The 19,355-nt window shown below is 67.0% G+C and carries 14 protein-coding genes; 10 read left to right on the top strand and 4 right to left on the bottom strand.

Annotated features, from left to right (window positions below):
* Window positions 1-23 precede the first annotated feature (23 nt).
* The 3 genes from DFO65_RS12875 to DFO65_RS12865 all read left to right on the top strand — a co-directional run bounded on the left by DFO65_RS12875 (window position 24) and on the right by DFO65_RS12865 (window position 4,552).
* The gene (locus DFO65_RS12875) at window positions 24-1,709 is read left to right on the top strand and encodes an amidohydrolase (protein WP_113904845.1); all 1,686 of its coding nucleotides are present in this window, start codon (window positions 24-26) and stop codon (window positions 1,707-1,709) included.
* 88 nt (window positions 1,710-1,797) lie between these two features.
* A complete protein-coding gene (locus tag DFO65_RS12870; protein ID WP_245940742.1) occupies window positions 1,798-3,204 on the top strand; it encodes an APC family permease in 1,407 nt (468 codons plus the stop codon).
* Window positions 3,205-3,427: 223 nt separating this feature from the next.
* Window positions 3,428-4,552 (top strand): urea transporter, encoded by a 1,125-nt coding sequence (locus DFO65_RS12865; RefSeq protein WP_181778723.1) that lies wholly within the window; start codon window positions 3,428-3,430, stop codon window positions 4,550-4,552.
* 29 nt (window positions 4,553-4,581) lie between these two features.
* Here DFO65_RS12865 and DFO65_RS12860 read toward each other — a convergent pair whose 3' ends face one another.
* From DFO65_RS12860 to DFO65_RS12850, 3 genes are all read right to left on the bottom strand, one after another.
* Window positions 4,582-6,747, bottom strand: a complete 2,166-nt coding sequence (locus DFO65_RS12860; RefSeq protein WP_113904842.1) for an iron ABC transporter permease — start codon at window positions 6,745-6,747, stop codon at window positions 4,582-4,584.
* Between the two features lie 3 nt (window positions 6,748-6,750).
* Window positions 6,751-7,803, bottom strand: coding sequence for an ABC transporter substrate-binding protein (locus DFO65_RS12855; RefSeq protein WP_113904841.1), 1,053 nt, complete (start codon window positions 7,801-7,803; stop codon window positions 6,751-6,753).
* Window positions 7,804-7,952: 149 nt separating this feature from the next.
* On the bottom strand, window positions 7,953-8,840 hold the full coding sequence (locus DFO65_RS12850) for an ABC transporter ATP-binding protein (protein WP_113904840.1): 888 nt from the start codon (window positions 8,838-8,840) through the stop codon (window positions 7,953-7,955).
* Window positions 8,841-9,062: 222 nt separating this feature from the next.
* Here DFO65_RS12850 and DFO65_RS12845 point away from each other — a divergent pair, with 222 nt between their 5' ends.
* Together DFO65_RS12845 and DFO65_RS12840 are read left to right on the top strand one after the other, a co-directional pair.
* On the top strand, window positions 9,063-10,196 hold the full coding sequence (locus DFO65_RS12845) for a metallophosphoesterase family protein (RefSeq protein WP_113904839.1): 1,134 nt from the start codon (window positions 9,063-9,065) through the stop codon (window positions 10,194-10,196).
* Window positions 10,193-12,853 carry an AAA family ATPase gene (locus DFO65_RS12840; protein WP_113904838.1) on the top strand — a complete coding sequence of 887 codons (2,661 nt, stop codon included), beginning with the start codon at window positions 10,193-10,195 and terminating at the stop codon, window positions 12,851-12,853. The genes DFO65_RS12845 and DFO65_RS12840 overlap by 4 nt, the downstream gene beginning before the upstream one ends.
* A gap of 47 nt (window positions 12,854-12,900) precedes the next feature.
* Here DFO65_RS12840 and DFO65_RS12835 read toward each other — a convergent pair whose 3' ends face one another.
* Window positions 12,901-13,749: a MurR/RpiR family transcriptional regulator gene (locus DFO65_RS12835; RefSeq protein WP_147233359.1), complete on the bottom strand. Its 849-nt coding sequence runs from the start codon at window positions 13,747-13,749 to the stop codon at window positions 12,901-12,903.
* Window positions 13,750-13,965: 216 nt separating this feature from the next.
* Here DFO65_RS12835 and DFO65_RS12830 point away from each other — a divergent pair, with 216 nt between their 5' ends.
* The 5 genes from DFO65_RS12830 (at window position 13,966) to DFO65_RS12810 (ending at window position 19,333) form a co-directional block, all read left to right on the top strand.
* Complete coding sequence (locus DFO65_RS12830; RefSeq protein ID WP_113904836.1) at window positions 13,966-15,711, top strand: ABC transporter substrate-binding protein; 1,746 nt, start codon at window positions 13,966-13,968, stop codon at window positions 15,709-15,711.
* A gap of 115 nt (window positions 15,712-15,826) precedes the next feature.
* A complete protein-coding gene (locus tag DFO65_RS12825) occupies window positions 15,827-16,666 on the top strand; it encodes an ABC transporter permease (protein ID WP_245940739.1) in 840 nt (279 codons plus the stop codon).
* Window positions 16,663-17,658 (top strand): ABC transporter permease, encoded by a 996-nt coding sequence (locus tag DFO65_RS12820; RefSeq protein ID WP_113904834.1) that lies wholly within the window; start codon window positions 16,663-16,665, stop codon window positions 17,656-17,658. Before DFO65_RS12825 ends, DFO65_RS12820 begins: the two co-directional genes overlap by 4 nt.
* Window positions 17,655-18,521, top strand: a complete 867-nt coding sequence (locus DFO65_RS12815) for an ABC transporter ATP-binding protein (RefSeq protein ID WP_113904833.1) — start codon at window positions 17,655-17,657, stop codon at window positions 18,519-18,521. The genes DFO65_RS12820 and DFO65_RS12815 overlap by 4 nt, the downstream gene beginning before the upstream one ends.
* 83 nt (window positions 18,522-18,604) lie before the next feature.
* Entirely contained in the window at window positions 18,605-19,333 is a 729-nt protein-coding gene (locus tag DFO65_RS12810; protein ID WP_245940737.1) for an ATP-binding cassette domain-containing protein, read from the top strand.
* Window positions 19,334-19,355 lie beyond the last annotated feature (22 nt).

Genomic DNA, 19,355 nt, shown 5'->3' with positions numbered 1-19,355 from the left:
GACGCACAGACCCGAGGACGAACATGCTTGATCTCCTGCTCACCGGCGCCCGCGTGCGCACCTTCGACCCCGCGCAGCCCTGGGCGGAAGCGGTCGGGATCGACGGCGGGCGCATCGCCTACGTCGGGCCCGCCGCCGAGGCGCCGAGTGCGAAGGAGACCCGACACCTCGGCGGCAGCCTCGTCACCCCGGGAATCATCGACAGCCACAACCACCTGCTGCTCGGCTTCGATCCCGATGCCGTCAGCCTCGAAGGAGCCGAGACGCTGACCGAGGTGCGGTCACGGATCGCGGGACTGGCGCAGGAGCGTCCCGACCTCGACTGGATCTGCGCGGAGAACGCCGTCTACTCCATCGTCGAGAACCGCCGCCCCAACGCCGCCGACCTCGCCGGGCTCACCGATCGGCCGATCTTCGTCACCACCTACGACCAGCACTCCGTGTGGCTCAACGACGCCGCGCTGTCCGCCCTCGGCATCACCGCGGGCGCGGACATCGCCTGGGGCAACCCCGAATACGACCGCGACGGCCGACCCACGGGCTGGGTCACCGACTTCTACACCTCGGCGATGACGAGCGCGGGACTGGCCGCGCTCCAGCGCGACATCCCGATGTACTCTCCCGAGCTCCGGTACAGGAAGCTCCTCGGCAGCCTCGAGATGGCCACTCGATCGGGCATCACGACGATCGTCGAGCCCCAGGTGCCGATCGCCGAGATCAACCTGTTCGAACGGGCGCTGACCGAGGGGAGGCTGAGCTCGCGGGTCATCGCCGCACTCTTCCATCCTGTCGACTCGGCGCCGGCGTTCCGCACGGACCTGCGCACCGCCGTCGATGACGCCCCGAGGAGCGACCGACTCCGGTTCGGACCGGTCAAGCTCTACGCCGACGACGTCATCGAACCCCACACGGCGTGGATGCTCGAGGACTACGCCAACCGCCCGGGACACCGCGGGCATCCCTCGGTCCCGGTCGGGGAGCTGAGCCGGATCGTCACCGAACTCGATCGCCTCGGGTTCCAGACCCACACCCACGCCACCGGCGACGGCGGCATCCGGCTCGCGCTCGACGCCATCGAGGACGCCCAGCGGACGAACGGCACCCGTGATCGCCGGCACGGCATCGTCCACGTCGAATGCCTCGACCCGGCCGACCTGCCCCGCTTCGCCGAGCTCGGGGTCACGGCCGCCATGCAGCCGCGTCACGCCTCCCCGGACCTTATCGAGGGCACGTGGATGGACAACATCGGCGAACAGCGCTGGGACCGCGCCTGGCGGGTGAGGTCCCTGATGGAGTCCGGTGCCCACGTCGCGCTCTCGAGCGACTGGCAGGTCGGGGAGATGGATCCCCTCGTCGGCATCTACTCCGCCCTCACCCGCGCCGGCCTCGACGGGACGAACTCGTGGACGCAGAACGAGATCATCACCCTCGACCAGGCTCTGGCCGGCTACACCCGCGAAGGGGCGTGGGCCTGGCACGCCGACGACAGCCTCGGCGTCATCCGCATGGGCGCGCAGGCCGACATCGTCGCCTGGTCGGCCGACCTCTACCGGCTCGACCCGGCAGGTCTGCTCGATCAGCGCGCGGAGCTGACGATCGTCGGCGGTGAGATCGTCCACGACGCCCATGGCGACGCCGCCTCCCGGATCGACGTCGCCGCGAAGACTCTCGACCACGGGCAGAGCTGCTCCGGCCACTCCCACGGCTGAGTCGCCCTGGGGGCCGCGATCCCGGCGGCCCCCGAACGGCAGCGGGCATCGACGCCCGCCGCCGACATCGCACACCGAAAGGCCAGTCTTGCGAACCGATTCGACGAAGAGCAGTTCGACCCACCTCGGCGACGATCCCGACGCCAGCCTCGACCACGGCACCGGCGGCCGTGTGCTGCGCAGGCGGCTGAAGCTGCGTCACATCGTCTTCCTGGGGCTGGCCTACATGGCGCCCCTGGCGGTGTTCGACACCTTCGGCATCGTCGCCGAGGCGACCGAGGGGAGGGTCCCGCTCGCCTACCTCCTCATCCTCGTCGCGGTGGCGATCACCGCCTTCAGCTATGCGAGGATGTCGCGGTACTACCCGAGGGCGGGATCGGCGTACACCTACGCGAAGGAGACCATCAACCCGCACGTCGGGTTCATGGTCGGATGGGCGGCGACCCTGGACTACCTGCTGCTGCCGATGCTCAACGCCCTGCTCGCGGCGATCTACATGGGTGCCGTCCTGCCCGCCGTTCCGGCCTGGGTGTGGGTGCTGTCGACCATCGTCATCTGCACCGTGCTCAACGTCGTCGGCGTCAAGCTCGCCGCGCAGGTCAACGTCATCCTCGTCGTCGTCCAGATCGTCGTGGCGGCAGCCTTCCTGTTCTTCGCGATCCGCAGCATCTCGGCAGGCGCCGACGGTGCGAGCGTGAGCCTGCTGCCGTTCGACCCCAGCGGTGTGCCGACCGGCGCCCTGCTCGGCGGCGCCTCCCTGCTGGCCCTGTCATTCCTCGGCTTCGACGCGGTGACGACGATGTCGGAGGAGGCGATCCGACCGAAGACCGACATCCCGCTGGCGATCATGATCATCGTCATCGCCGCCGGCGGCTTCTTCATCGCCATCACCTACACGATGCAGGTGCTGTTCCCGGACGTCGCCGAGGTGGGCGACATCGTCGCCGCCTCCCCGGAGATCGCGCAGCACATCGGCGGAGCCCTCTTCCAGGCGCTGTTCGTCGGCGGGTACATGTTCGCCGTGCTCGGCTGCGGGCTGACCCAGCAGATGAGCGCGGCTCGACTGCTCTATGCGATGGGACGCGACGGTACGCTGCCGAAGCGGATGTTCGGCCGCGTCAGCGCGCGCACCGGCGTGCCCATCGTCAACGTGGTGTTCATCGCGGTGCTGGCCTGCTCGGCGCTGTTCCTCGACCTCGCCTCGGCGGCCTCGCTCATCAACTTCGGCGCCTACATCGCCTTCGGCGCCGTCAACCTGTCGCTGATCTTCGCCACCGTGAAGCACCTGCGGCCGGCCGGGCGGATCGGTGTGTTCTCCGGGATCGTCCTGCCGATGCTCGGGCTGGGCATCAACGTCGCCCTCTGGGTGAGCCTCGACGCGAACGCGAAGATCGTGGGCATCGTGTGGGCTCTCGTCGGCCTCGTGTTCCTGCTCGTGCGCACTCGTCTGTTCCGCGAGCCCGCTCCGGCGATGGCCGAACCCGAACTCGACTGATCCCACGCACCTCGGCGACCGGCCGAGGTGCGTGGTCCGCGTCGTTCATGACCGCGGTGGTGAACGATGGTGACGTTTGGGGTATACCATTCGACAGTGACCTGTTCGTCAGCGATGACGGCCTCTCGGTCACACCCATCACATTGCCGGGCGAGAGCGCCGAGGCCGCGTCGTCGCGCCCTCGGCGCCTCGCCGATCGAGACCTGGACAGACGAGGATGGAAGTGATTCGGCGACCCGCTGCGTTCGGCGCATACTCCGGCACGTTCGAGGCCACTGCGGCCATCGACCGGAGGAGTGCGGTCCTGGGATCGATCGACAGCGCATTGCGCGGGATCGGTCAGGTGATCCTCATCAACAACCCGGTCACCGGGATCATCTTCGTGCTCGGAATCTGCCTCCATTGGCCGTGGGCCGCGGTCCTCACATTGTCCTGCGCTCTCGTCTCGACTCTCGTGGCCACGGCGCTGCGCTACGACCACGAGAGCATCCGCAATGGCCTGTACTCCTTCAACGGGACGCTGTTCGGGGTGCTCGGGGCGGTGTTCCTCCTCGGTGAATGGGCCATTCACGCCGTCGTCATCTCCCTCTTCGCGGCGGCCCTGTCCGTGCCGGTGATGAAGATCACCGTCGAGATCCTCGTCGTCAAGCTCGAGGTGCCGGCGCTCACCCTGACCTTCGCCCTGCTCGGCTCCCTCACGCTGCTGCTTCTGCCCGCCACCGCCAACGGTCGGGCCAACCTCGCCCTGCTCCAGCCGGTGACCCGGTCGCAGGCACCCACCGATCCCGGGCTGCGGGAACAGCTCACGGGCACGCCAGTCGGCCTCGTCGAGGGCCTGTTCCATGCGACCTTCAGGGGGATCGGGCAGGTCGTGCTCATGGACTCCGTGCTCGTCGGGGTGTTCATCGTCCTCGGCATCGCCGCGGCCAGCCGCATCGGCGCGGTGATGGCGGTGCTCGGATCGCTGGCCGGAGCCCTGGCCGGGGTCGGGATCGGTGCCGACGGGTACTCGATCTACCACGGGCTGTGGGGCTACAACGGCGCGGTCGTCGCCGTCGGTCTCTTCGGCGTCATCCTCGAGGCCCGGCGGACGACGTTCGTCGCCTCGGTCGTCGCCGCCGCGGTCTCGGGACTGCTCTACGGCGCGCTCAGCCAGCTCATGGCTCCCTGGGGCATCGTGCCGCTGAGCTTCCCGCTCGTCCTCGCGATCCTCGGCACCGTGTTCGCGCTCAAGGGCCTTCCCGACGCCATCGTGCCCCTGGGCGAGCACTCGACGGCCGAGACCCGGCTGCGCCGGGGACGCGGCGGGGGCGCGGGACGAGGTGCGGTGGAGCCGACGGCGCGCTGACGGCCCGCGTCCGCCGTGGGGCCGAGCCACTACGCCCGGGACCGGGCGAGGAGGTAGACGAAGTACGGGGCGCCGATGAGGGCGACGATGAGACCGGCCGGGATCTGGGCGGGAGCGATGACGGTCCGGCCCAGTGCGTCGGCGAAGACCAGTCCGCCGGCTCCGAGCAGCATCGCAACCGGAATGACCCGCGCATGCCGACCGCCGACGAGGGCCCTGGCCGCATGTGGCGCGACGAGCCCGATGAATCCGACGACGCCGACGGCGGAGACGCTGAGCGCCGCGAGCAGGGCCGCGGTGACGAGCACCCCGAAGCGGACGGGTTCGCGGGCGACGCCGACGAGCATGGGCGTGTCGTCGTCGAGGGCGAGCAGGTCGAGTTCGCGCGTCCACACGATCGCCAGCGGGATCGCGACGACGAGGACGAGGGCGACCGGGAGGACGTCGGCCCACACGCGACCATAGGTGGAGCCGGACAGCCAGGTGAAGATCTTCGGAGTGTCCCAGGGGTTGACGCTGATGAGCAGCATCGTCGTCAGAGCGGTGAAGCCGTACCAGAGCCCGATGCCGATGAGCACGAGGCGGTCGGTGTTCATCCCGCCGCGCCAGGACAGCCCGTAGACGATGCCGAAGGCGAGGAAGGCGCCGATGACGCCGGCGACCGAGATCATCGCGACGCTCGGCCCCGAGACGAAGGTGACGACGATGACGGCCCCGAGACCGGCCCCGCCGGTGATTCCCAGCAGACCCGGTTCGGCCAGCGGGTTCCGGGCGCTGGCCTGGACGAACGTGCCGGACAGCGCCAGGGCGGCGCCGGCGCACAGAGCCGCCGCGATGCGCGGGGCCCGGGAGTCGAAGGCGAACGAGATGACGGGCGCCGCCTGATCGCGTGCCCACAGGACCAGGTCGCCGAGCAGGTAGAAGCGCTCTCCGGACAGCAGGGCGAGAAGGGTGACGACGATGAGCAGGACCGCGCCCGTGGTGACGACGAGGATGAAGCGCAGCCGGCTGCGCAGAGTCCCACGGGTCGTCGACCCCGCCTGGGCCGGGCCCGAGGAGCGCATGGTCCGGGCGAGCGCCACGAGCACGATGGCACCGAGGATCGTCGTCGTCACGCCCGAGGGCAGGGTAATCGCCTCATCCGCGCCGAGGATGGCCCGCAGCACCGCGTCGGCGGCGATGACGATGATGCCCCCGACGAGCGCGGTCGCCGGGATCATCACCGCATGCCGGCCGAGGACGGGAACCAGTCGGCCGAGGAGGCGGGTGATGACCGGCGCGCACAGACCGACGAAGCCGATCGGCCCGGCCAGCGTCACCGCCGTCGCCGTGAGCACCACCGCCAGGAGGATCCCGATCGCCCGCGTCGAGCGGATCGGCACGCCGAGCACGGAGGCGGCATCGTCGCCGAGGCTGAGCAGGTCGAGTCGCCTGGAGATGAGGATCCCGGCGAGGACGATCACGGTGATGACCGGGATGCTGCGGACAGCCGCCGTGCCGTCGAGCTGGTTGAGAGTGCCCGAGCCCCAGGCGTAGAGGCTCTTGGTCTCCTCCGCGAAGAGGATGAGCAGCGCCGAGGTGGCCGCCTGGAGGGCCAGGGCAGTGGCGGTGCCCGCGAGGACGAGACGTGTCGTCGAGGAGGCGGCGCCCCCGGCCAAGCTCATGACCAGGGCAGCGGCGAGCAGACCTCCGGCGAAGGCGACCGCGCCCGACGCCCATACGGGGATCGCCAGTCCGAAGGCGGCAACGGCGGTGACCGCGAAATGGGCGCCCCCGGTCACGGCCAGAGTGTCGGGGGAGGCCAGCTGGTTGCGGGCCAGGGACTGGAACAGCGCCCCGGCCACGCCGAGGGCGACGCCCACGAGGATCCCCGCACCCACGCGCGGGAGCCGGGATCCGATGAGGACGTCGAGAGCCGAGGGCCCCACCTCGGCGGGAGAACCGCCGGCGAGCAGACCGAGCAGATCCCGGAATCCGATCGCGGAGGTGCCCTGGGTGATGTGCCAGGCGGAGATGAGGATGAGGACGGTCAGCAGCACGGCGAGCACGCCGGCGGCGGTGACCGTCCCGCCGAACCCGAATCGGCGCAGGGGAGGTGCCGAGTCGAGCGTCGCCGAGGCGACCGTGGCAGGCGGCGCGGACTCCTCGGTTCGCGCGGTGCCGGCGGTCGCCTCGGCGGAGTCGTGTACTGGCATGGACTACTTGGTCAGCGCATCGGTGTAGGCGTCGAGCACCTGTCCGGAGGACTTAGGCCCGCCGAACGTCCAGATGCCCGCGGGGAACGCATGCGTGCGGTCCTCCTTGACGGCCGGGATATTGGCCCAGATGTCGTTCTTCTTCAGCAGGTCGACATAGCTCTCGGACTCGGGATCCTCGGTGCCGGAGTAGAAGAGGGTGCCGTTGCCGGCCTCGGACAGTCCCTCGATGTCGGTCTGACCGAGACCGTAGGCCGGGTCGACCTCACCGGTCCAGGCGTTGGTCAGTCCCACGGACTCACCGAGCTCTCCCACGAGCGATCCCTGGCCGAAGGGGCGCAGGGCGACATTGGTGCCGTCGACGTAGCCGTCGAAGAAGACGAACTCCTTGCTGGGGATGTCGGCGGAGGCGATCTCGTCCTTCGACTCGGCGAGCTTGGCGTCGAATTCCTTGAGCACGCCCTCGGCGCGTTCCGTGCGGCCCGTGGCCTCACCGATGAGCGAGAACGTGTCCTTCATGTACGCGATCGGGTCCTCGGTGTCGGCGCCCTTGAGGGCGAGCACGGGCACGCCCTGATCCTCGATCTGCTTGACGACCTTGTCGTTGCGCGAGGTCACCTCGGTGATGACGAGGTCGGGGTTCGCGGCGAGGATCGATTCGACGTTGGGCTCCTGACGGGTGCCGACGTCGGCCACGCCCTCGGGAAGCGTCTCCGCGCTCACCCAGGTGCTGTAGCCCTTGGCGTCCGCGACCGCCGCGGGATTGACGCAGAGAGAGAGCAGGTCCTCGGTGAACTGCCATTCCAGGGACACGACCTTGGCCGCGGGCTCGTCGAGCTCGACCTTCTCGCCGAGGTCGTCGGTAACGGTCACGGGCTCGGTCGACGTCGTCGTCGAATCGTTCTCGCACGACTCGGAGGTCGCCGCCTTCGCGGTGGAGTCCCCCGCGGGGTCCTCGGTGGAGGTGGTGCCGCACGCCGAGAGCGCGACGGCGCAGGCGGCGGTCGCCGAGGCGAGCGTGAGCAGGGGCTTGCGCGGCAGGGTTGTCAGTGTCATGTGCTTCTTTCCGATGAGCAGTTGGGATGTACAGAGGTGGTGCGGTGTCCGCCCCTGAGCGGGCGGAACGATGGGAAACGAGTTCCGAGCGGGGCCGGTCGTCGGTGCCGGGCGTCCTGGTCCGGCGACGCGGTCGGCGCCGCGGGGCCTCAGCCGGAGACCGCCGACAGCGGAGCCCGTTCCGGGGTGACGCGTTGTCGCCGTCGGGAGACGGCCTCGATGCGGACCACTCCGGTGTCCTCGTCCACGCGCGCGGTGATGGGAAGTCCGTACACCTCGGAGAGGTCGGCGGCCGTGAGGACCTCCGTGCAGCTGCCGGCGGCTCTGACCCGACCGTGGCTGAGGAGGACGACATGATCGGCCACGGATGCGGCGTGGTTGAGGTCGTGGAGGACGACGCCGATGGCGGTGCCGTGGTCGTCCGCGAGATCGCGCATGAGATCGAGGATCTCGATCTGGTAGCGCAGGTCGAGGTGGTTCGTCGGCTCGTCGAGGAGCAGGACTCCGGTGTCCTGGGCCAGGCACGTCGCCAGCCACACGCGCTGGAGCTCTCCGCCGGAGAGCTGGTCGACGGGCCGCCCGGCCATCTCCGTCGTCCCGGTCAGGGCCAGTGCCTTGTCGATGGCGGCACGGTCGGCGTCGGTGAGAGCGGCGAAGCGGCGGCGATGAGGGTGGCGACCGTAGGCGACGACCTCGCGCACGCTCACCCCTGAGGGATGCGGGCGCGACTGCGAGAGCAGGGTGACGACCCGGGCGAACTCCCGTGAGCTCAGGGTGTGCGCGGGGGTCTCCACTCCTGCGGAGCGAAGGCTCACCGCGCCCGAGGCGATCGGGTGCAGCCGGGCCAGTGAGCGCAGCACCGTCGACTTCCCGCTGCCGTTGGGACCGATCAGCGCGGTCACCTGGCCGGGGGCGATGGTCAGGGAGACATCGGCGACGACCGAGGTGCCGTCGTAGCCCAGAGCCAGGCCGGAGGCAGCCAGGGCAGTGGCGGGCTGCGCCTGCGTGGCTGTCGAGGTCGATGGGATCGCATTCACGAAACGTAGCCTAACCTAAGTGATCCACTGCTTGTGTCGTGAATCTCGCCGGGACGACGGCCGGCGTCCGCGGGCGGCCCGGCGGCGCGGTTCCCCGATCGCTGCTCGCGGCTTCCGGTCGTTCATCGTCCCTGGTCATGAGCTGTGTCACAGTCGATGTCAGGGGCACGGCCTAGGGTGGGAACTGCCCGCTTAGGATGGGGGCGAGCCAAGGAGGAGAGCATGAGATTCATCGCGACCGCGGACTGGCAGCTGGGGATGACCGCCCACTATCTCAGCGACGAGGCTCGACCCCGATTCCATCGGGCCCGTCTCGACGCGGTCAGGCGGATCGGCGAACTCGCCGGCGAGGCCGGCGCGGAGTTCGTCGTCGTCTGCGGAGACGTGTTCGAGTCCAATCAGCTCGATCGGGCGATCGTGGCCCGCACCTTCGAGGTGCTGCGCTCCTTCCCGGTGCCGGTCGTGCTGCTGCCCGGCAATCACGATCCCCTCGACGCGGCGTCGATCTACGATTCGCACGCGTTCGCCTCCCGCGTCCCCGAGCACGTCCATGTGCTGCGGGATTCCGCCCCCACCGAGGTCGTGCCCGGCGTCGAGGTCGTCGGCGCGCCGTGGTTCTCGAAGCGGCCCCAGGCGGACCTCGTCGCCGCCGCCACGAAGGACCTCGCCGAGGTGGCTCCCGGGAGGCTGCGCATCATCGCCGGCCACGGTGCCGTGAGCACGCTCGATCCCGACCGGGAGTCATTGGCGACGATCGACGTCGACCAGCTGCGCTACCTGCTCGGCCAGGACCGCGCCCAGTTCGTCGTCCTCGGCGATCGGCACGCGACGTTCGAGGTCGGGGAGAGGATCTGGTATCCGGGCTCCCCGGAGGTGACCTCACGACGCGAGGACGATCCGGGCAACGTCCTCCTCATCGACATCGACCCCGAGTCCCGCGAGGCCAGCGTGGAGAAGGTGCATGTCGGGCGCTGGTCGTACCTCGTCGTCGAGGAGGACCTCGATTCCCTCGAGGACGTGGTCCGACTCGAACGGCGTCTGGCCGAACTGCCCGACAAGGACCGCACTGCGGTGTGGCTGATCCTCAGGGGCACTCTGTCGACCGCGGCGAAGACGCGACTCGACGAGATCCTCGACGATGCAGCGGACCTCTTCGCCCTGGTCTCGATCTGGGAGCGGCACACCGACATCGCCGTCATCGCCGCCGACGAGGACTTCGCCGGGCTCGGCCTCAGCGGATTCACCCAGCAGGCGCTCGAGGATCTCTCCGACCTCGCCGCCGGGGACGACGCGACCGCCCGGGCCGCCCAGGACGCCTTGGGGCTGCTCTACCGATTTGCGAGGAGCGGATCATGAAACTCCATTCCATCCGGCTGCGGAACTATCGCGGGATCACCGATGCGAGCGTCGAGTTCGCCGCCGGCGTCACCGTCATCGAGGGACCCAACGAGGTCGGGAAGTCCTCGATCGCCCAGGCGATCACTCATCTGCGCGATGACAAGTCGAGCTCGAAGAAGCAGAGCATCAAGGACATCCAGCCGGTCGGCACCGATGTCGGGCCCGAGGTGGAGCTGCACCTGACGACCGGGGACTACGAGCTCAGGTACCGCAAGCGCTGGCTGCGTCAGCACACCACCGAGCTGACGATCCTGCGACCGCGTCCAGAGCAGCTCGCCGGTGATCCGGCCCATGACCGGTTCCTGGCGATCCTCGCCGAGACGGTCGACGTCGACCTTCTCGTGGCCCTCGACGTCGCCCAGGGCGAGAGCCTCGAACAGGCGTCCTTGGCCCAGATCAAGGCGCTGCACAGCGCGTTGAGCGAGTCCGGCGCCGAGATGGGCGACCATGACGAGTTTCTCGAGAGGATCGAGGACGAGTACGCCAGGCACTTCACGAAGTCGGGCCGGCCCACCGGCGACTACCGCGACGCCCTGGCGGCCCTGCCCGAGGCGGAGGCGGACCATCGGGAGATGCTCGAGCGCAGCCGGGGCATGGACGAGCTCGTCGACCACCACGCCCGCGCTCTCGCGCGGCTCGAATCGGTGCGCACGCAGTTGGAGACGGCCAGGGGCGATCTCGAGGCGGCCGAGGCGGCGGCCGTCGAGGTGGCCGAGCTGAAGAAGGGCCTCGACGAGGCCGAGGCCCGCGCGGCCGCCGTCGGCCGTGACCTGCAGATCGCCCGTGAAACCCTTGCCAGGCGTGAGAAGCTCGTCGCCGACCTCGCGGCGAGCGAGACGGCAGCGGCGACGGCCCGAGCGACCGTCGAGACGCTGGAGCCGAACCTGCGCGAACTCGAGGACGCGCTCCAGTCCGCTCAGGCCGATCTCGACGAAGCCCAGGAGCGCTTCGACAACTCGCGCGAGGAGGAGAAGTGGGTGAGTCGGCAGCTGGCGGCCGCCCGAGCGCAGGCGCAGCGGACCGCACTCCGAGAACGCCTCGAGGGCATCCGCGTCCACGAGGAGAAGCGGGCACGGGCGAAGGCCGCCATGAGCTCGAATCCGGTGGCTCAGGCGGACGTCGAGCGCCTCGGCACTCTGGACGCCGAACTGCGGATCGCCGAGAACGCGAGGACAGCTGCCGCCGCTCAGGTCTCGATCACGCGCCTGGGGGAGAGCCCCGTCCTCGTCGACGATGTCGAGATCGACCAGGGTGCGGCCGATGATCGTGCGGTGACCCGTGCCCTGCGGATCGCCATCGAGGGCGTCGCCGACATCACGGTGCGACCCGGAACCTCGCCGCGGGAGTTGGATGCGGCGGTCGAGAAGGCGAAGCGCGCCCTCGACTCCGAATTCGCCCGCCTCGAGGTGGAGTCCCTGGCTCAGGCTCGCGAGAGGGCACGGGAACGGGCGGAGGCCGAGGCGATCGTGTCCGAGGCCGAGTCGATGCTCACGGTGCTGCTCGGCTCGGACCGGAGCGAGGACCTCGAGGCCGCTCTGGCGAAGGCCGAGCAGGTCGTCCGGGAGTGCGACGTTGGGAACGGCTCGGACGGAGTGAGTGGTGGTGCCGCCGACACACGGCGAACGATCGGAGAATCACCGGTCCCGAGCATCGAGGAGCTGGACGCGCTCCTGGCGCGAGCGGCGACGTCCTCGGAGGACCTGCGGGCCGAGGTCGATCGTGCCCGGAACGTACTCGAGCAGAAGCGGACGACTTGCGATCGGGCGCGAGTCGACCTGGTGCGAGCTCAGACAACAGCAGAGGAGGCGGAGGCGCAGTGCGAACGGCTGCGCGCCACGGTGGCGGATGCGCGGGAGGCGGAGTCGGACGACGCGCTGACCGCAGCCGTCGAGGCTCTGGGGCAGCGATCGACGACCGTGGACGACGAGGTCGCCGAGGCGCGGGCCGCCTACGACGCAGCCGATCCCGAGTCACTGGCGATGCAGCTGGAGAATGCCCGGCAGCTGGTCGTGAGCAAGGAGAGACAGCGAGAGGAGGATCGGCAGAAGGTCGATCAGCTCGCCGCGCTCATCGACGACCGCGCCGGGGAGGGGATCTACGAGAAGCTCGCGACGGCCGAGCAGCGGCTCGACCACGCTCGCTCGACCCTGAACAGGCTCGAGCGGCGGGCCAAGGCGATCGATCTGCTGCGCACGACCGTCCTCGAACGGAAGAACGAAGCCCAGCGGAAGTACGTCGCACCGTTCCGCGACCAGATCGAACGACTGGGTCGGCTGGTCTTCGGGCCCGGGTTCGCCGTCGAGGTGTCGGAGGACCTCGAGATCGTCTCCCGGACGATGGGCGAGCGGACCGTGCCGTTCGAGTCGCTGTCCGGAGGGACGAAAGAGCAGCTGTCCCTCATCGGCCGATTGGCGGTGGCCACTCTCGTCGATGCCGATTCCGGAGCGCCCGTCATCATCGACGACGGCTGCGGATTCGCCGACGAGGAGAGGCTCAAGGCGCTGGGCGTCGTCCTCAACGAGGTCGGGCGCAGGGCGCAGGTCATCCTGCTCACCTGCCAGCCGAATCGATTCGCGGGGATCGGCGGCGCCAAGAGTGTCAGCCTGGGGGAGTGATCAGCGTGGTGCGATCCTAGTAACGTGGCGAGAACCGTACCGTACGGTCATTCGGTCACAACTGCCGACGTTCGTGACCAGAGTTCCTGAAGATCCTCGAGCATCCTCGCCGTTCGCTCGGGGTCGATCGCCGCGAGACCACTGACAATGCATTGGACCACGCTGATCGCGCAAGTCACAGAAGCCATCGGCCCGGCTCCCTCCGACGGAACGAGTATCAGCTCGTCGGCGATCTGCGCGAGGTGGGAGCGCTGATCAGCGATAACGACGAGCTTGATGCCGCGCTCTTTCGCAATCTCGCAAAGCTGGTCGATTGTCGAACTGGTCTTCCAAATGGAGAATGTGACTAGGCAATCACCCGGCTCGAGGAGCCGCACTTCGTTGATCATGCTTGTCGCGGACCCCGTACACAACGACACGTTGTACCCAAGCCCCTGCGCATTATGTGCCAGAACGGCTCCGGGAGCAGTGTATGAACCCGTGGCGAGAACTTTCGTGGCTCGAGACGCTGCGATATCAGTCGCTATTCGTTCGATCGATTGTTGTGACAGAGACTCGCTCAGTAACTGCATCAGCTCGAGGTCTTTGAACAGAGAGCTCAGGCCTTGATTTACCTGGAGTTGGCTGTTGCGCTCAAAGTGCTTTCGCGCATCTAAAGATGACAGATAACGATTGCGCACTTCAGTCGATAGATCGGGCCACCCGGAGAAGCCAACTGCCTGCGCAGCTCTCGTGACTGTTGCGACGTTGACATCGGCGGTCTCTGCCAACTGCCCCGCACTGCAATAGGACGCTCGTTCAGGATCGTCGGCGATGGCTTTGAGGACCGCCCTGGTTCCGCGGGAGAGCCTGCGGTCAGCTGTCATAGTCTCAATCCATGTTGCAACAATGCTCAATTCAATTCCTTCTCTTGCAACGTATGTTGCAACTACGATAGAGTACAAGAGTGATCCGAATCACCATCGAGGTGTTCCAGCTCAGGGTACCCACTTCTGACGAGCATCGAGAGTGACTGATCTTGGCTCCAGCCCGCGCATCGGCGGGCCGGAGCCCGGAAGGTCGATGCGGCTCACTTTGAATTCTGTTGATGAACAAGTCGAAGGGGACTTTTCATGAAGAAGAGGGCTTTACCGATCGTTGCTCTGGTTGCAGCCGGCGTCATGCTGCTCAGTTCGTGCGGTTCCGGCGGAACAGATGCACAGGGAGATTCTCAGGCTGTCGTCGATCCCAAGACCGGCTTTGCAACCTACACCGGGGAACCGCAGAAGGGTGGGGTCGTCAATGTGCTGGGCGGGGTCGACTTCTCCCACCTCGACCCCGCCATGGGCAGCGACGGCAACGTCCTCAACCTCTACAACCTGCTCTATCGCAATCTCACGCAGTACAAGTACAACCGGGAGACCGGTGAACTCGAACTCGTCGGTGACCTAGCAGAGGACACGGGAACGCCGAATGCGGACTCCACGGAATGGACATTCAGGCTCAAAGAGGGTGTGACCTTCGAAGACGGCTCGCCCATCACCGCCGAGGACGTGAAGTTCGGCATCGAGCATTCCTTCGACCCGACATTGGCGATCGGACTCGATTACCTGCAGACCTACATCGAGGGCGCTGCCGACTACAAGGGCGTCTTCCAAGACCCGAAGGGACTGGACTCGATCAAGGTCGTCGATGACCGCACTATCACCATTCGCACGAATGAACCGATGGCTGACTTTCCGAATGTCATTGCCACCGCGCCGGGAGCTCCGTTCCCGAAGGACAAGGTGACGAAGGTCGACCAGATCAAGAACGATCCGATCTCCTCGGGACCGTACAAGGTCGAGGAGTACAAGCCGGGCGAATCGCTGACACTGGTGCGCAACGAGAACTGGAACGCCGACACCGATGACATCCGCCCGGCTTACCCCGACGGATACAAGTTCACGGTCAGCCTCGATCAGAATACGATCGACCAGCGCATGATGTCCGGCCAGGGGGAAGACGCCAATGCGGTGTCCGCCTCGACGAACCCCGTCGTGGCAGCGAACCTGGCGAAGATCACCCAAGATCCGAAGCTCGCCGCGCGGACCGTGCAGGGGCTGCCGTCGTGCAACTACTTCATGATCATGAACACCTCGAAGGATCCGCTCCAGGATCGGAAAGTGCGCGAGGCGATCAGCTGGGCCACTGACAAATCGAGTGTCGTCAACGCCAGCGGCGGACCGCAACTCGCCGATGTCGCTCCGAACCTGCTGCTGCCCAACGTCCCGGACTACGAGGACTACAATCCGTACGCCACGGAGGGCGACAAGGGCGACCCGGAGAAAGCCAAGCAGCTTCTCAAGGAAGCAGGAGCGGAGGGGCTCAAACTCACGATGGACGTCCGGGCGCTGCCGATGTGGCAGGCGCAGGCCGAGGCCGTCCAGCAGTCCCTGGGCAAGGCCGGCATCGAGGTCGAACTCAACGTCATCGATCAGGCGAAGTTCTACGAGGTCATCGCGACGAAGAGCCAGCAGAACGAACTCGCCATCAGCGGCTGGTGCTCTAATGGATGGTTCTCGGGGGAGCCCCTTTTGGGACCGCTCTTCGACGGCACCCGCATCACCGACACCGGCAATCTCAATCAGTCCCAGATCGACGATCCAGAACTCAATAAGGCGCTCGCCGAAGCAGCTGTGATCCCCGATCTCGACGAGAAGAACGCCGCCTACGCGGCGATCAACAAGCAGGTCGTCGACCTCGCGCCCGTCGTGCCGCTCGTCCGGCCGCGTCCGCTGCAGTTGGTCGGTTCGAACGTCGGCGGGGCGTTCGCCAACCCCTCGAAGACCGGATACATCGACTACAGCCAACTGGGTCTGCTCGAACCGGAAGGATGATCGACACGTGACCGCCTCGCCCACTGCACAGGTCGGAGAGTTTGGTCAGCCGGTCCCGGTCGAGAGCTTCTCGCCCGGGGCCGGTCGTCTGAGGGCTATCTTCCGGAAACCCTCGGTGATCCTCTCCATCGCCTATCTGCTCGTCATCGTCCTGGTGGCGATCTTCGCTCCACTCATCACTGCGATCTCAGGATGGGGGCCGTTCCAGTATGACGAATCGGCCGTCGATCCAGCCCTCGGCGGTCTGCCGCGCGAACCACTGGGCGGAATCGGCACCGAGCACTGGCTCGGCGTCGAACCGCAGAACGGTCGCGACATCTTCGCCCGCGTGGCCTACGGCGCCAGGGTCTCGATGCTCATCGGCATCGGCGCCACCGCGATCACTATGATCATCGGAGTGACGATGGGCATCATCGCTGGATTCGCCGGCGGAATCATCGACGCCGCGATCTCCCGGGTGATGGACTTCCTCATGGCGTTCCCGGCGCTGATCTTCATGATCGCGATCCTTTCCGCGCTTCCGCAGGGCAATCGGCCTCTCCTGCTCGTCATTGTCCTCAGCCTCTTCAGCTGGCCGGCGACGGCTCGTGTCATCCGAGGTCAGGCGATGTCGCTGGCCAAGCGGGAGTTCGTCGAGGCTGCGCGGACCTCGGGGGCAGGCTGGTTCACCTTGATCTTCCGGGAGGTCCTGCCCAATCTGTCGGGGACGATCGTCGTCATGGCCACCTTGGCCGTACCGACCTTCATCGCCACGGAGGCCGGTCTGTCCTTCCTCGGAGTGGGCATCACACCGCCGAATCCCTCCTGGGGTCAGATGATCGCCGCCGCCGTGCCTTGGTACTCCAGCGACCCCATGTTCTTCGCTATCCCCGGAATGCTGCTCTTCCTCACGGTGCTTTCGTTCACGATTCTCGGCGACAATCTGCAGAAGCTCTGGTCAGGAGGCGTCCGGTGATCCTCTATATACTCAGACGCCTCCTCGCGGCAGCCGCGATCATGCTCCTCGTCATCTTCTTCACCTTCGTCATCTTCTTCCAGCTCTCACCGGATCCCGCAGCCAGCATCTGCGGGCAGACCTGCACCCCCGAGCGCATCGATGCGATCCGCGATCAGCTCGGGCTCAATGAGCCGTTCCTCACCCAGTTCTTCACATTCCTCGCCGCGATCGTCGTCGGTCGTGACTACGGAACGGGCGCCTCGGCGGTCCATTGCGATGCTCCCTGTATCGGTTATTCCTTCCAAACCGGACAGGACGTCCTACAGGGGATCCTCGATCGGCTTCCTGTGTCGGTCACGATCGCCGTCGGCGCTGCCGTGCTCTGGCTGCTCACCGGCATCGCCGCGGGAGTCATCAGTGCGGTGAAGGAGGGCACCTGGTGGGACAAGGGCGCGATGATGGTCGCCCTGGCAGGCATCTCCCTGCCTAACTACTTCGTCGCCCTGGTCCTCCAGTACCTGCTCGTGGTCCAGCTCCAGTGGCTGCCGTTCCCCACGGCCGTGCCGTTCTCGGACAGTCCGGTCCAATGGTTCCAGGCCTACCTCATGCCGTGGATGGTTCTGGCGCTCATGTACGCCTCGATGTATGCGCGGCTGACCAGGACGAACATGATCGACACGATGGGGGAGAACTTCATGCGCACAGCTCGGGCGAAGGGCCTCGACCGCGGTGCGATCCTCATCAGGCATGGACTGCGGCCGTCCCTGACACCAGTCGTAACTCTCCTCGGGGTCGATTTCGCGACCCTCCTCGGCGGCGCCCTCATCACCGAGACTGTCTTCGGCCTCAATGGAGTCGGCCGCTACGCCTACGACGCGATCTCGGTCAATGACCAGCCCGTCATCATGGGCGTGACCCTGGTGGCCGCGTTTGCGGTGATCGCGGCAAACATCGTCGTCGATCTCCTGTACAGGGTCCTCGACCCCCGAGTGAGAGTGAGCGGTTCATGAGTGCGCAATCCTCAGCGGTGCTGTCGGTGTCGGATCTGCGCATCGGCTTCCCTACCGGCGTCGTCGTCGACGGGGTCTCGTTCAATATCGACCGGGGCCAGACCATGGGTCTGGTGGGTGAATCAGGTTCAGGCAAGTCGATGACGTCCTTGGCGATCATGGGCCTGCTGCCGAGGGAGGCGAAGGTGACCGGGTCGGTGTCATTCGACGGCGAGGAGCTGCTCTCGAAATCCGATGCCGTGCTTCGTAAGGTGCGCGGGAACAGGATCTCGATGATCTTTCAGGATCCCCTGTCCTCCCTCAATCCCTACTATTCGGTGGGCTTCCAGATCGCCGAGGCCTACCGCGCCCACAAGGGTGGGACCAAGAGTGAGGCGGTGAGGAAGGCTGTCGATGCGATGGACAGGGTCCGCATACCCGACGCCGCGAACCGAGTCGGCCATTACCCCCACCAGTTCTCCGGAGGAATGCGACAACGGGTAATGATCGCCATGGCGCTGGTGTGCGAACCTGACGTCATCATCGCCGACGAACCGACCACGGCCCTCGATGTCACCGTGCAGGCCCAGATCCTCGACCTGCTCGCCGAGGTCCAGGCCGCCACTCGGGCGGCGATGCTCTTCATTACCCATGACCTCGCGGTGGTCAGCCAGATCTCGGATCACATCACGGTCATGCGGTCGGGCTTGAGCGTCGAGCAAGGGACTGCCGAGCAGATCTTCGCAACTCCAAAGGATCCATACACTCTGCGACTGCTCGATGCCACACCTCGTCTCGACGACGTCGTCGACCTGCCCGAACCGATACTCCAGCCCGAGAGCCCCGGCGCGCCCGGCGCCGGTGAGAAGGAGACCACTCGATGAGAGAATCGCAACCGACACCGCTGTTGCGCGCTACGCGCCTGGAGAAGGTGTTCAGGACGTCACGGAGGTCGCTGTTCACTGCAGTGAGCGACGTGTCCTTCAGCGTCAATCGCCGCGAGACCCTGGGGATCGTCGGCGAATCCGGATCCGGGAAGTCGACGACGGCCCGGATGTTGGCCAGGCTCATCGATCCGACCTCGGGCACGATCGAATTCGACGGCCAAGACATCACCTCAACCTCGGGTCAGGATCTGCGCGGCTTTCGCAGCGGTGTCCAGATGGTGTTTCAGGATCCTTATTCCTCGCTCAACCCGCGGCACACTGTCGAAGAGGTGGTGTCGGCACCGTTGCGCTATCAGAAGCGCAGGGTCTCCGGCGGCTACCGGAGCCTTGTGCGGGCGGCGATGGAGCGGGTGGGGCTCAACCCGAACCACTCGGGCAGGTATCCGCGGCAGTTCTCCGGGGGACAGGCCCAGCGCATCGGCATCGCCAGAGCCCTCGTCGTCGATCCGAAATTGGTCATCTGCGACGAAGCAGTCTCTGCTCTCGACGTCTCGGTGCAGGCTCAGGTCCTCGACCTCCTCGTCGATCTGCAGCGTGAGCGCGACATTTCCTACATCTTCATTGCCCACGACCTCGCCGTCGTTCGGCAGATCGCCCACCGGGTGGCGGTGATGAAGACCGGTGAGATCGTCGAACAGGGACCGCGGGACCAGATCTTCGACGAACCCCGGCACGAGTACACCCGGTCGCTGCTGGCCGCAGTGCCGACTATCAACCCCGACTGGGAAACCGCCCGCGGCCACGGCTGAGCGCCCCTCAGTGCCGGTCGGC

Source organism: Brevibacterium sanguinis (genome assembly GCF_003315415.1).
Taxonomy (GTDB): Bacteria; Actinomycetota; Actinomycetes; order Actinomycetales; family Brevibacteriaceae; genus Brevibacterium; species Brevibacterium celere_A.
This window is presented reverse-complemented; position numbering and strand designations above follow the sequence as displayed.